The organism is Westiellopsis prolifica IICB1 (genome assembly GCF_004323185.1).
GTDB lineage: Bacteria > Cyanobacteriota > Cyanobacteriia > Cyanobacteriales > Nostocaceae > Pelatocladus > Pelatocladus prolificus_A.
Map to the genome: position 1 here is coordinate 1,692,565 of NZ_NAPS01000001.1, position 14,800 is coordinate 1,707,364.

Annotated in this window: 8 protein-coding genes and 1 pseudogene; 3 read left to right on the top strand and 6 right to left on the bottom strand. The window is 40.4% G+C overall.

The genetic code is table 11. The features are described from left to right. Nucleotides 1-211 precede the first annotated feature (211 nt). Nucleotides 212-2,548, bottom strand: a complete 2,337-nt coding sequence (gene pcrA / locus B4U84_RS07245) for a DNA helicase PcrA (protein WP_044450746.1) — start codon at nucleotides 2,546-2,548, stop codon at nucleotides 212-214. Between the two features lie 254 nt (nucleotides 2,549-2,802). Next, nucleotides 2,803-4,035: an RNA-guided endonuclease InsQ/TnpB family protein gene (locus B4U84_RS07250; protein ID WP_131116511.1), complete on the bottom strand. Its 1,233-nt coding sequence runs from the start codon at nucleotides 4,033-4,035 to the stop codon at nucleotides 2,803-2,805. A gap of 89 nt (nucleotides 4,036-4,124) precedes the next feature. Here B4U84_RS07250 and tnpA point away from each other — a divergent pair, with 89 nt between their 5' ends. Both tnpA and B4U84_RS07260 read left to right on the top strand, forming a co-directional pair. Continuing rightward, nucleotides 4,125-4,520, top strand: coding sequence for an IS200/IS605 family transposase (gene tnpA / locus B4U84_RS07255; protein WP_017308904.1), 396 nt, complete (start codon nucleotides 4,125-4,127; stop codon nucleotides 4,518-4,520). Between the two features lie 163 nt (nucleotides 4,521-4,683). After that, entirely contained in the window at nucleotides 4,684-5,973 is a 1,290-nt protein-coding gene (locus B4U84_RS07260) for a sensor histidine kinase (RefSeq protein ID WP_044450747.1), read from the top strand. A gap of 144 nt (nucleotides 5,974-6,117) precedes the next feature. Here B4U84_RS07260 and B4U84_RS07270 read toward each other — a convergent pair whose 3' ends face one another. The 3 genes from B4U84_RS07270 to B4U84_RS07280 all read right to left on the bottom strand — a co-directional run bounded on the left by B4U84_RS07270 (nucleotide 6,118) and on the right by B4U84_RS07280 (nucleotide 9,944). Further along, nucleotides 6,118-7,434 carry a TldD/PmbA family protein gene (locus B4U84_RS07270; protein ID WP_131116514.1) on the bottom strand — a complete coding sequence of 439 codons (1,317 nt, stop codon included), beginning with the start codon at nucleotides 7,432-7,434 and terminating at the stop codon, nucleotides 6,118-6,120. Between the two features lie 221 nt (nucleotides 7,435-7,655). After that, a complete protein-coding gene (locus B4U84_RS07275; RefSeq protein WP_131116517.1) occupies nucleotides 7,656-8,528 on the bottom strand; it encodes a Tab2/Atab2 family RNA-binding protein in 873 nt (290 codons plus the stop codon). Between the two features lie 240 nt (nucleotides 8,529-8,768). Then, complete coding sequence (locus B4U84_RS07280; protein WP_017308909.1) at nucleotides 8,769-9,944, bottom strand: tetratricopeptide repeat protein; 1,176 nt, start codon at nucleotides 9,942-9,944, stop codon at nucleotides 8,769-8,771. A 520-nt stretch (nucleotides 9,945-10,464) separates the two neighbouring features. Here B4U84_RS07280 and B4U84_RS07285 point away from each other — a divergent pair. Continuing rightward, a pseudogene (locus B4U84_RS07285) lies at nucleotides 10,465-10,656 on the top strand (IS5/IS1182 family transposase); the annotation flags it as partial. A gap of 261 nt (nucleotides 10,657-10,917) precedes the next feature. Here the strand turns inward: B4U84_RS07285 and hetF are convergent. Continuing rightward, nucleotides 10,918-13,440, bottom strand: coding sequence for a cell division protein HetF (gene hetF, locus B4U84_RS07290; RefSeq protein WP_044450750.1), 2,523 nt, complete (start codon nucleotides 13,438-13,440; stop codon nucleotides 10,918-10,920). Nucleotides 13,441-14,800: the final 1,360 nt, after the last annotated feature.

A 14,800-nucleotide genomic window follows, 5' to 3' on the forward strand; every position in this document is an offset into this window, starting at 1 on the left:
ATCAATAAGCAAACCGCAGTTTGTTTTCTCATTTCGGTAGATTCATAAGCAAACCGCAGTTTGTTTTCTCATTTGCTTCAAACGCTTTCTCATTTCGGTAGATTAGCAAGCAAACTGGAGTTTGCTTTCTCAATTACAGATTCGGGAGCAGAAAGCCCATCGGTTTTTAGCCGTGGGGACGCGAATAATGCGGGAAGCACAGCTACACCGCCTAATCTACTCGTTGCAATTGTGCAACTTGAGGGTCGATAATTTTTTGACCAAGGTGATCAAATTTAATCGCCACGGAAACTTTTTTCTCGGAACCAAATACGTGTGTAATTTCACCTTCGCCAAAGATTTTGTGTAAGACGCGATCGCCTACTTGCCAATTTTCTGTAATGCTTTGTCTGGCTTTATTTCCCCGTTGTTGAATGTTACCGCTGGCTGTTTTTGTGTAAGCAACTCTACCCGGACGATGGGTAACTAATAATTCTTCTGGTAGTTCGTCGAGGAATTGCGATCGCACGGCTGGTTCTCGATTACCATAAAGGCGACGTTCCCGTGCGTGGGAGATAAATAATCTTTCCTGGGCGCGAGTAATCCCCACATAACACAAACGCCGTTCTTCTTCCAAAGCTGAGGGATCGTTCATCGAACGGTAGTTAGGAAATAGCCCCTGTTCTAACCCCACCATATATACCACAGGAAATTCTAAGCCTTTGGAAGCGTGGAGAGTCATCAAGGAAACGGCTTTTTGTCCTTCTTTGAGATTATCTAAATCGGAACTCAAAGCCGCACTGGCGAGGAAATTTCCCAAGGAAACTTCTTCGTTTTCTTCTTGAAATTGCAGTACGGCGTTTAATAATTCCTGGACGTTTTCGACTCTGTCTTCTGCTTCGTCTGTTCCCTGATTCATCAAGTCTTGGACATAACCAGAGTCTTCTAATATACCTTGTAAAATATCGGAGGCTGGGATGTTCGCTAGTTCTGCTTGCCAACGACTAATCATGGCTGCGAATTTATTTACGGACTTGGCAGAACGTCCAGCTAAGGTATTAACTGATGTTTCATCGCTCAGTATTTCCCACAGAGTTGTGCCTAATTGTTGAGCAGCACCAACTAAGTTATCAATCGTCGCTTTACCGATTCCCCGGCGAGGAGTGTTAATTACTCGTAATAAACTGAGTGTGTCAGCGGGGTTAGCGATCGCTCTTAAATAGGCGAGTACATCTTTAATTTCTTTGCGGTCATAAAACTTTAACCCGCCAACAACAGTGTAGGGAATTTGGGCGCGAACTAAAAGATCCTCAAAGGGGCGAGATTGAGCATTGGTACGATAAAGAATCGCAAAGCTTCCCCAATCTAATTCCGGGTTTTCTCTTTCTAAATTGCGAATTTGATTAATCACAAATTCGGCTTCGGCGATTTCATCGTCAGCTTTGAAAAAATAAATCTGCTCTCCTGCACTTCTGGTGGCGCGAAGAATTTTATCAATCCGTTGGGTGTTATTTTCGATCAGTTCATTGGCAGCTTGGAGAATATTTTCACAGGAGCGATAATTTTCTTCTAATTTTACCATTGTCCTGGTATCATCATCTGGCAAACCATCACCGAAGTCTTGTTGAAACTCCAGCAAAATAGTAAAGTCAGCCATTCTAAAAGAATAGATTGATTGGTCAGCATCACCGACAACAAAAACTGAGCGATCGCTCCAATTCCAGTTATGCTTATTTGTTTCACCATGGGTTACCAATAACCGAATCAAATCATATTGAGTCCGGTTGGTATCTTGGTATTCATCTACTAATACATGGTGAAATTTGCGATGCCAATAACCTAATACTTGTTCGTTTTGCTGAAATAATTTTACAGGTACGAGAATTAAATCATCAAAATCCAGAGCATTATTTTCTGCTAGCCGATCTTGATATTTATTATAAACTTCAGCTATTACTCTTCCGCGATAATTTGGTTGTTCTCTCTCAAAATCTTGAGGTGATAAACCTTTATTTTTGGCGTTACTAATGGCGTAGCGTACTGAACGCGGTTCAAATTTTTTATCGTCCAGATTTAACTGTTTTGTCACGATTTCTTTTACCAGACTCTGGGCGTCGGATTCATCAAAAATCGAAAAATTACGATTCCAACGACGTCCTTTTTCATCTTGATATTTTTCGATATCAAACCGGAGAATCCGAGAAAACAAACTGTGGAAAGTACCACACCACAAATCTTTGATATAAGTCCGCCAGACTCGCGATTTGAGCTTGGCTTGATCGTATTCTGGTAGTAGGTCAAAACGTTCACCAAATTCTGCGATCGCCAACTGTTCAGCAAATAACTTCTGAATCCGGTCTTTCATTTCCCGCGCTGCTTTGTTAGTGAAAGTCACTGCGAGGATATTTTCAGGATCGACGCGATGTTGCAAAATCAGATTAGCAATGCGGTAAGTCAGCGCTCGTGTTTTACCGGAACCTGCACCAGCAACAACTAGCAAAGGGCCACAAAAGTGTTCAACGGCGCGCCGCTGACTGGGGTTAAGGTGACTGAGAAAGTCAATAGTCATTAGTCAATAATCAAGAATCAAACAATTTTAGACTTTGGAAAATGAAATTGATCCCACAGATAAATTATCCTGTGGGTTTCAGAATTTTGGATTTTGGATCGATTTTACAGATAAAGTTGTATTCACCACTAAGACACATAGACGCGCTAGCGTCTACTTGCAGAAGTCGCTTACGCGCCTACCCGTAAGGGTAGACACTAAGTTCATAAAGCATTGACACTCCCACGCTTGCTTTAGCGCGTGGGATTCTTCTTTCAACCAGCCAACTTGAAAGCAGGAGTTTCCCCACCTAGATAGAGGTCGTTCTGTCCAGAAGCTTTAAGGGTTCCCACAAAATTCGCCGATTGAATCGGCGAATTTTGAGGGTTCCCTTTAGATCCCGTATGCCCTACGGTACTTTTAATTCCTTTGTTCAAAATCATAATCGCTGCATTGTGGTCACGATGCATTACTGTTCCGCAACAATGACACTTATGGGTACGAGTAGACAACGATTTTTGAACTCTTGTCCCACAAACAGAACAGTCTTGACTTGTATAGTGTGGTGCGACAGCTATCGCCCAAGTGTCAAAAACTTTGGCGTAGTAGTCCACCCAATCAGTGAACAATGACCAGGATGCATCGCTGATAGATTTAGCTAAATGATGGTTCTTGAGCATATTCTTTACCTGCAAGTCCTCATAGACTACCAAGTCGCTAGACTGGACAAGCGCTCTTGCTGTCTTAACAACAAAATCTTTACGCTGTCTACTTACCTTGAGGTGCTTTTTAGCTAATTTCTTAACAGCTTTATGGCGATTATAAGAATGTTTTTTACTCTTTGAAACTTGGCGTTGTTTGCGTTTTAAAGATTTTTCAGACTTACGCAATAATCTAGGATTTTCTACTGTTCTACCTTCAGAATCAGTGTAGAAAAACTCAAGACCTACATCAATTCCTACTTGCTTTCCATCGTGTTGATGAAGTTCAGTACGTTCAACATCAACACAGAATTGGCAATAATAACCATCAGCGCGTTTAACTATTCTGATACGTTTAATCTGTTTAATAGAGTAGAAACTAAGGTCACGAGTACCAACAAGCTTTAACTTACCAATATTAAAACCATCACTAAACATGATGTATTTTCTATCATTAGAAAGTTTCCATCCTGATGTTTTGTACTCTACAGAATGCCCACGCTTTTTGAATCGTGGAAATCCTTTTTTACCAGGTTTCTTAGCTTTGCAATTATCGTAGAAACGCTTAACTGCTAACCAAGCTCTATCAGCAGAAGCTTGACGTGCCATTGAATTAAGCTTGCTAGCAAACTCAAAATATGCAGCTAAAACAGCACAAAGCTTTTGTAGGTCATTCTTGCCAATATTTTTGTTATCGATCCAATGTCTTAGAGCCTTGTTGCGGATAAACAAAGCGGTTCTAATAGCTTCATCTATTGAATTGTATTGGCTTTGTTTACCTTTTAACTTAGCTTCTAAAACTAACATCGTTTCGACCTGTTGACGATAAATCTAATATAGTACAATATGGTTTATAAGTACAAGTTATTGACCACAGCTTTATTAGAACTTTAAAAATGACAGGCAAATATAGGCACAAAACAACTTCAGTTACTTTAATTAACTACCACTTTGTATGGATTCCTAAAAGACGGAAAAAAGTACTTGTTGGAGATGTTGCTAAACGACTTGAAGAATTGTTGTATGAAAAAACAAAAGAGCTAGATTGCGAAATCGTAGCTCTTGAAATCATGGAAGACCATGTACACTTATTTCTTTGTTGCCCTCCAACTTTAGCGCCTGACCAAATAATGTTTAGACTTAAAGGATATACATCAAGAGTGCTTAGACAAGAATTTCCGCATCTATTGAAACTTCCTTCAATGTGGACTAGAAGTTATTTTTGTAGTACTGCTGGAGATGCTTCAAGCGAGACAATTAAAAAGTATATTGCTAACCAAAAGACAAGATAGACTGCACTATCGCGGTGCTACGCATTCATCCCACACCGTGCATGACAGGAATCGTTGCTACGCAACTGTCCTTTGTGGGCTTTCTGCTTTAATCACTGTAATACCAAACTAGTTTATTTTGACAAAAAATATTTCCTAAAATAGATGAATTATCACTTTTTATATGGTACTTAAATTCAAATGTACCGGAGACTTGAATGTGGATTTTGTGAATAGCTTTTTTTATAGCGGGAATTTTATCCCACATGGTCATTGTTACCTATGGATGCCAGAGTTAGTATGGCTACATATCTTAGCAGATTCGCTCATTTCCCTGTCTTATTACTCAATCCCACTCACACTGATGTATTTTGTCCGTAAAAGAGAAGATGTGCCATTCAAGAGTGTTTTTCTCTTGTTTGGAGCTTTTATCGTCTCTTGTGGCACTACGCATATTATGGAAGTGTGGACACTGTGGCATCCTGACTATTGGTTATCAGGTACTATTAAAGCTATCACGGCTATAGTTTCTTTTTATACTGCTTTAACCTTAATACCTTTAGTACCTCAAGCACTAGCCCTTCCTAGCCCAGCGCAACTAGAAGCAGCAAACAATGCTTTACAAATAGAAATTATAGAACGTAAACGAGTAGAACAAGAGTTACGCCAATATAAAGAAAATCTGGAAGAATTGGTAGAACAGCGCACAGCAGAACTTGCTAAAACTAATGAACTACTCCAGCAAGAAGTGGTTCAACGTCAGCAGTCTCAAGAAAAAATGGCATTGTTATTAAAAGAATTAGAAAGTACTAACAAAGAGTTAAACGATTTTGCTTATATAGTATCTCATGATTTAAAAGCACCGCTCAGGGGAATTAGCTCATTATCAGAATGGCTAGTATCTGATTATGCAGACAAGTTGGACGATGAAGGGAAAGAATTAATTAATCTGCTGATTGTGAGAGTTAAAAAAATATATAGTTTAATAGATGCAATATTACAATACTCACGAATCGGACGTATTAAAGAAGAAATCCGCCGAGTAAATTTAAATGATGTAGTTAAAGACGTAATTGAATTACTCGAACCCATCGAAAATGTTGAAATCGATATAACTAATGAATTACCGATAGTTGATTGTGAAAAAACTCGTATAGTACAAGTTTTTCAAAATTTATTGGGTAATGCTATTAAATTCATTGATAAACCACAGGGTAAGATTACAATTGGTTGTACTGAAAAGAATGGGTATTGGCAAATCAGTGTTGCAGACAACGGTTCTGGGATTGGAAAAGAGCATTTTGAGCGCATATTTAAAATTTTTCAAAAACTATCTGACAACAAAAACTCAGATAGTACTGGTATTGGATTAGCCATAGTAAAAAAAATTGTAGAAATGTATGGCGGAGAAGTTTGGCTAGAATCAGAGTTAGGTGTGGGTACTACGTTCTTTTTTACATTGAAAAAACAGTAACGGGGATCGGGGAGCAGGGAACGGGGAGCAGGGAACGGGGAGCAGGGAGCAGGGAGCAGGGAGCAGGGAGACAAAGGAGAATGACTAATCCCCAATTCCCGATCCCCTTTCCCCTTTCCCCGATCCCCTTTCCCCGATCCCCAATTACCCATTCTCTCTACCAGTTACAGATAGTCCTTCCACAATGAGAGAAGGGGTATAACACGAACCATTCCAATCAGCGTCGCCGCCGAGTTTAGCTATTTGTTTGAGTGCAGTGTAAACGTTACCTGCCAGCATGGTATCTTTTACACGTCCTATGACTTCACCATTTTGGACACGATAGCCTAAATCTACGTTGATAGAAAAATCACCAGAAATTCCGCTTCCACTACCCAATATTTGATCCACGATTAAACCGTCATCCAGTAACTTAATTAATTGTGCTAGTGATCCCGAACCAGGTTGGATGAGGAAATTAAATAAGCCAGGGGTGGGATAACTACCTAAACTTGGTCGAAAACCATTACCTGTGGAAAAACTACTGAGTTGGCTTGCAGTGGTGCGATCGCAGTAAAAATTTTGTAATTCTCCGTTTTGAATAAACATCAAAGGCTGAGTCGGAGTACCTTCGTCATCAAAAGGACAACTGTAGGGTCCAGCTTCGGGATCTTGGTAAAGGGTAAGGGAGGGAGAAACTACTAGCTTACCAATGCGTTCTGCCCAAGGAGAAGCACCTTCCAAAACTCGTTTCGCATTTAACGCTGCTTGCACAGTCCCCCAAAGCATATCAGCTGCTTTAGAAGTAAATAGAACTGGGATGCGACCTTGAGGTGGTGGAACATTTTCTTTTGTCCAATCCAGATGCTGTAAAATTTGGTGAGCAAGTTTTTTCGGTTGCAGGTTGTCGCGTTCGGTTTCACCATCGGAAACACTTAAAATATCGTCTCCCCTTACCCATTCAGCCGAAATATAGCAACTGAGAGTAGTGTCGTTGTAGTAACAATCGAGACCTTTGCTATTTACAAGTCTAGTAGTTTCCACATCACACTCCCAGTCGCCGTTGCAAACAACTTCTGGGTAAACGTCACGAATCAGGGCGATTGTTTCTTTACCCCACTCCACTAATTTTTCTACTGATACATCTTGCCCTAAGTCAGGGTAAGAGGGCTGGAAGTTACTGGCTAACTCCAAGGTTTCGGGTTGATTTAGCTGACTCAACGATAAGGCGCGTTCTACTAATGCTTGTGGTTCCACAATCCCATAGGCCACTGCCAGTCCCGGACGTCCATTAGACCATAACCTTAATGCTGTACCCTCAGCTTGGTTAGTTTCTAGCTGTTTGAGACGGTTTGCCTCAAAAAATACTGGTCGAGAAAGCGATCGCGATTGATAAACTTCAACAGCTTCCGCCCCGGCTTTTAAGGCTAGTTCCAGCAATTGTTCTGCTAGTGTATCTTTTGGTAACTTTTTAGACACCATGGTTTGTACTGGCAGTGGAGGTGTGAGGGTGGGGCAATGGGCATGGGGCAATGGGCATGGGGCAATGGGCATGGGGCAATAGGCATTGGGCATGGGGGTATTGACCACCAACCATTGTAGGGGCGTAGCCGCGCATAGTATGGATACCTTGCGGCTACCCTTACGGGTAGTGCGTCTACGCCCCTACTAACCAATAACCAACAACTATTCCCCAATTAACTTTAAGATAGATTGATCTCACACAGCAGCCAAAATCCTGCAAAAGATTCGGATTGGGGATCAGACTGCACTCCGATAAAATGCACTCCGTTGGCTTTTTGCTTGGCTTGTTCAAAATTTCTTGCTTCTGCCAGAATTTGAGGTTTTTTGAGATTTGCTAAAATCCAGCTTTCTGTTGCACCAGTTTCTAGCAGCAATCTTCCTCCTTGTGCTTGTGGACTGTCGTCAAATCTCAACCAAGCTAAATCTAATCCAGACATCCAGCCTGCTAGGGGTAATGCTCTTGGTGAGAAAATTAAGATTCCAGGAATGCTAGTTTCAGGAGAAATTTGTGCTAAATCCAAGGGAAATCCTTCACCAAAGTCAATTTCCCACTCAGACATATCAAACAATTCTGATGCTGGTAAAGTCACAAATCCCCATTGTTGCCATTCCAAAGCATCTGGTAAGCGTTGAGGTAAAGGTGCTTCTAAACGTACTGAGGGATTTACCCCGCCTTGATACCCTGGTTCTTGTGGATACACTTGTTCTATCCGCTGCTGTAACCATTGATTAAGCACCAAAGTCCGCCGGCTTGGCTGTGCTGGAATACCAATATCAGCACAAGCTTTGGTAATCATATTATTCATTTGGCGACGGAAAAAGCGGATTTTAATCGGTGCTTCTCCTGCTTTGTCTATTGCTTCTTGCAAAGCAGTTCGCAGCCATACAGAGTTTACCTGGGTACTGGGGCAATACTGAGCATAGCGAAACAAAGAATCAATTTTGGTGCGCGTATCCAAGGGACTTTCGCACACTAGAACTTCCCAAACTTTTTTCTGATTTTCGTCCAAAATTGGACGGGAGTAAAAATCAAGTTCCCAAATACTGCCCATGTGATGCCGTGAAAATTTGGCTACTTTTTTCTATATCTTCATCATACGAGCCTATGTGTAGCGTCGGGGCAAAGGTTGGGATGTTGTTAGCCAAGAAAAAACTCAATTAACACCATACATAAACAAAAACAATCTAAATATTTATTAAAATTTGCTATTTTAGAAGCAATCCATTTATTGAGTGTCCTAAGCCTCTACAGGAAGCTTAGGATTTTTTTGATTATCAGTCATTGTGTAGAATTATTGCCTAAATAAGCCCATTTCTTGCAATCCTTGCCGTAATCGCTGTGCTTCTTGGGGATTATTTTTTTCATGTAAAGCGATCGCTCTACCAAAGGCAGCTAAACTAGCCTGTAAATTACCCACTTTCAGTAGTACAACGCCCAGATTTTGATATGCATCTGCGTAGTTAGGATTGATCCCAATAGCTTTTTGATAGCAAGCGATCGCATCTGTATATAAACCCATTGCTTTGAGAGTCATACCCAAATTGTAATGACCTGTGGCAAAATTGGGGTCAATTTTCAGAGTATTTTCATAAGCTATCTTGGCATTATTTAAATCTCCAGCTGTTTTGAGTAAATTACCCAAATTGTTGTAAGCACCTAGTTTGAGCATAGGATAAATAGGTAATTTAATGGCAGCTTGATAGTGAGCAGCAGCCTGTTTTTGATTTTGTAATCGGCTGTAAGCAATACCTAAATGATAGTAAAGTTCATACAAAATATCATAATTGTCTTCTGCGGTAGTTACTCCTCTTGCTAATAATTCCACACCTTCGGCAATTTTCCCAGTTTCGACATACAATGCCCCTAGTTTGCTGCAAACATAGGGATCATCAGGATGAGTTGTTAAAAACTCTTCCATCGCTACTTGTGCTTTAGCATATTTGTTATTTTGGTTAATGGCATCTTTTTCATAACCAGAATGCAGAATTGCCACACCTTGTAAATAACCTACTTGCCATTGCGGCTCTTTGGATAAAATTTCGGTGACGCTATCATCAACTAAAGCATGGTAAGGGCGGGAAAAATAGATATCTGGATGATGGCGAAATAAACGAGAAACTAGGGAATAGGGAGATTGTACCGCTCCGACTTCTTGACGAACTAGATTTATCAGTAAATATTCTTCTCTATAGATCGCTTCTTGCAACTGGGGTACTATTTTTTGTGTGAGACTTTCATCTGCATCTAAAACTAGAACCCAATCGCCTGTAACATACTTTAGGGCTGTATTTCGGGCTGCACTGAAATCATTGCACCATTGAAACTCATGTACCTTTGCACCAAATTTCTTAGCTATATGCACGGTGCGATCGCTCGAACCTGTATCTAGTACTATTATTTCATCTACCACATTTTTGACGCTGCCCAGACATTTGGGAAGTGCTTTTTCTTCGTTTTTAACAATCATGCACAGACTGAGCTTCATAGGTTGATCGTATTCTTCTTTAAAATTTATGTAAATATAAGCAACTTTTATTTTGTGCGAAAATCAATATCAAATAAAGAGCATCATGGAAAATTAATTCTGAAGCTTCTGATGCTAAATGAGATTGTCTTGTGGCGATCGCATTTCAAAAAGGGGTATAGGGGTGTAAGAGGATAAGGGTGTAGGAGGAAGAATTACACTGTTGCACCTCAGTTTTGTTTCTTCTACACCTTACACCCTATACTCCAATACGGTTCAGATAAGATCACAATCTCTTGTAGAGACGTAGCATTGCTACGTCTCTACACACCTGTATTTGTATCAAGATTTTTGTGAAATGGTATTACGTACGTGATAGCTACGCTATAACACACCCTACTGGACTGTCAAGGCTAAAATGATGCAATAAATCTCTGATTCTATCTCTGTGTTCTCTGCGCCTCTGCGGTTTATTAATGCACTATTTTGTTTTTGCGGCAATACCGACATCAAATATTTGATTGCCAAACTCCGTGAACGTGTTTGTGTTGAGCATTCTTTATCCCATATCGGTCATTGGCAAGGTGAACAGGCTCGTTATGTCGGTTCTCGCAAAAACTTATTTGACCTTCGTCGTGTAGCTGTTGTTCATAATCTTCATGTCCTTGCCAAAATTTTTACCAATACTACTGAGCCTGCCTCTACTTCTATCTGATTACTGAATCGGTGTTCTAGCCACCATAGGATTTTAAGTAATAAAGTTAAATTTATTTACCACTGTCTGTAAAGAATATTCAGTTTACCCCGTTCCAAGCTCATTTGTAGATATTGAACTTTGAACAAAAAAGAAAAAATTCGCGGAAAATCTGCGCGAATTTCTTCTTGTTTGTCCAAAGTCCAATACTAAAAGTAGACTTATGTTATGAGCCACGCAGTTTACTTGCGGGCTTTCTGTTAATTATTAATTCTTTGTTAATTATTGGGTTTTAATGTTTATTTTTAATAGAGACTCCCAATCTTGAATTGCTTCTTCAGACCACATCCAATTGTTAGCCAATTTATTTTTTTGAAAACTAATAGGATCATCTTTGATAACCATTTGCCGCAGTTTTACTGCTTCGCTAATATATTGATCTCGTTTAGAATCTGGCTGATTACGTGCAGATTTGTATAATCCAATAGCTAACCCTGCATAAGCTGTTAAAGCGTCCTGAGTTTCTTGTTTGGGTTTGTCTACGACATTACTGACTGATGTATTCTGTTTAACAGCTGCGTTCAATGCCTTAAACCAAGAGTCGTTAGCACGATTAAGATTGCCTTCTGCGTAGTAAGCAAAACCTAAAGCATTAGAATATAAAAGGGAATTTGGTTCTGTTTTTACAGCATTCTCCCAAAATCGACGGGCATCATCGACACTATATCTGGTGTCTTTGATTTGGGCAAACTGCCATGCTAATCGTCCTTTTAAAAAGTTGACAAAAGGATTGTCTAACTTATCACTAGGAATCAGATCAAGGGCTGTTTTTGCATTCTCTAGAGCATTACGATCAAGAAGTGCTTCTACAGCTAATAGTCCATTTTGTAAGTCACCGTTGCTAAGTTTATCAGTAGCATAAGCGGTAACAATTCCGGTTGCTTCTGTTTTGAGATTAATTGGTGACAGACTGGGACTAGATTTAGATTGTGTGGGAATTCCTGGTAGATCAGATACAGTAGGAGTTCGTTGATTTTGTCGCCACCAATTTATGCCTACAAATACTGCGATCGCACTTACTCCCACACTAATTATAGATAACAACTGGCGTCTAGCACGTCGTCTATAGGCAGCTTTTTGAGATGGAGTAATGTAAGAAGAAACAAAAGTACTTTGCCAATCTGCATCTACACCTGAGTTATCATCAACAGCGACTTCATCCCTTCCTGGTGCAATTTGTCTGTTTGGGGCTAATTGTGGTTCAAATTCTCCCCATAAAGCATCCATATCTTCATGATCATCTATATTACTTTCATGCTCTTCTTCATCTTCCCCTATGAGTTTGGCTGTCATTGAAGTTTGCTCGTTAGTATCTGTTTGACTACTTAGTTCACCAAATATCTCGGCAACGAAGTTAGAATCTTGAGCATAGGTTGGATCATCAGACTCAATTTCATCTACTAAATCGCCCCAGGTTTCTTCACCTAACCAGTCTACCTCCGAAGATTCTTGTGTCAGGTCGGAGGGTATTATGTTATCCATCGGCAAAGATAGACTAGTACTATCTGCTGTGCCTGAGTATAGTGCTGGTGTACCGCCTACAGCCTGATCATAATCGTTGAGCAATTTTGTGGTTTGGGGCGCATCAGTTTCTGGTCCAAGATAACCATTAAAATCTTTGTCAAGGTACAAAATAGGCAACGCCCAATACATCTGATGTGATCCATAGGCAGAAATTAAGCCTTGACGTACTCGACTCACACACAGATCCACAGGATATCCCTGAGCAAGGTTGCGGTAAAATAGTTGGGTTAATGTCAGTGCGACTTCATCAGGAATACGTTCTGACATTGCCAGAACACTCCTGATACCCCGCTTCACTAAGCTTTCGGTAAGATTGCGTTCACCAGTTTCTTGTGTGGGATCAGAAGTAGCTGCATAGGCTCCTAAGCAGGAATTAAACACTGCCATTTGAATGTTGTTGTTGACGAGTAAGCCTGCTAAATCGTCTCCACTTAGTGTTTCGGTGAGGCCTGTTCGACTACTGACAAGATAAATTTCGCCGCCGTTGGGGCCTAAGTTACTATGCCCGGAGTAGTGGAGGATATGATATCGTCTTTGTTCAAGGACTTGTGTTAATTCTTCTCTACCTGGTTGTTCTAACAAAGTTAATTCAATACCTGGCAGATAAGCCCCAGTTTCCGAGAAGCGTGGTGATTGACGATGCAGTTCGGCTTGTAGTTCTTCGGCTTCTTGTTTCAGGAGATTTAAACGGGTTCGATCATTAGGAGAAGCAATGATCATCAATACTCTGATCCCACCTTCTTCTAGGGGTGTCAGTAGATTTGATGGTAGACGAGATGCCGGATTAATTCCAGATTGGAAGCGGGAAAAGGCAATGTAAGGCCCCGTAGCTATGGGGCGATCGCCTGCGTGCATCACTTCCCAAGGCAAACGTGCTAACCGATTATCTTTTAACCCTAAACGTAACCGCAACACGCCTTGACGATTTTGGGCGATTCCTTGGGCGGCCATCCAACTATCTCTGAGGGTACCTTTAAACAATTTCTCGTAAAAGTCCCCACCCAATGCTGCTAGGTTTACAGAGTTTCTGGCGATCGCATCTCCCTGTAACACTAATTTCAATGGATCATTCATCAAATGTCCAGCAGCTGCCAACCAATCAGCTACAGGCCAAGTCACCAGTTCTTCTGCCAATGGCACTCCCTGCGCGACTCTTTCCGTCCGCACCAAGTAGTCGTCTTGCCCTACAGGGGTTACGGAAATTTGAAATTCCTGGGTCACAATTTCTCCTGTTTGCCTCCTACTGATCCGGTTTTACACGCGATTCATTTTCAAGTTGATGTTTCGCTGTTTCTGATACATTTAGATGCATCTTGCAACTGAGATGTTTCTGATTGCAGTTGTTTTGCTGCTTTTGCAACTTCTACAACTTTAATCCGGATTTTGTCGGCTGTGCCTAGAACATTCTTATTGGTAGATGCACCTTGATCTTTAACTCCCCTGTTTGGCTAATACACACTGGGGAGTTTTTCTATCATTACCAGAAAAACGTCCCCTATGCACCAAAATTTTACCTTTGCTTTTCATCCAAAGGCTAGAAACTGACATCAGGCAAGGAAAAAGATTTTCAAAATCATCTTTTCATTACCGCTGTTTTTGCTCTCTACTCCTCTAAAATATAGTTGGCTGATGCTGGGTTGAATATCATGTTTGCCTAATTATTTATCACAAAAACTCACCGCATCACCACATTACTGTGTCTGAGGTTTAGTCTTAATGATAAGTATTTGACTACTCTTGATACGACCCTTGTTTTGCCCACAAGTTTGTACAGACGTTATAGCAAGTTTAGTATATCTGGTGGAATGGCTAAAATTTTCTGCACTTACCGTGAAAAGCTAGAAAATTTTTCCTGATGACAATATAGACAACCAGAATTTTGAATGAGTAAATATACCCTGGTAACTGTGTTTCCCTAGTTGGCTGTCAAGCACTAGGGGGTTTTTATTTTTACTACCCTGCAAAAAACAGGGTAGTAAGCATAGGTCTAATTCATATCTTGCCAAAAATGGTAGATTTTTTCGGATATTGGATATGAAACCAGAAAGGTAAAAAAGCTAACTTAATTCCAAATGCTCAATTCACAATTATTATGCCTTATTTCCCATTCTCTGTTTTCTATACCCAACTATCCACTTAGTCCCATAATTTGATACTCCTAAAGTTTGCATCCTGATTTATACTGACGGTTTTGCTCTCAAACAAAAGATTGGTAGATGAATGGTAGATGACTGAAGAAAAATTAGTAGATGATTGGTAGATTAAATCTGATAACTCACTCCCCTTGTTGGTAATCGGCGACTGAGGGATTTTATGTTGTTTTTCATAACTATTTCATCCCATTTTCGCAAATTTATCCGGAACATGTAGGTTTGTCTTAGAACATATTAGTGGTAGATGCACCCTGATAACAAACTCCCCTTGATAGCTGTCGGCTACTAGGGGATTTTTTTATGTGCAGAAACAAACATGTAGCCAAATTTCTACACAAATTTATCCGGAGCATACTGGTTTGTCTTAGAACATATTAATGGTAGATGCACCCTGATAACAAACTCCCCTTGATAGCTGTCGGCTACTA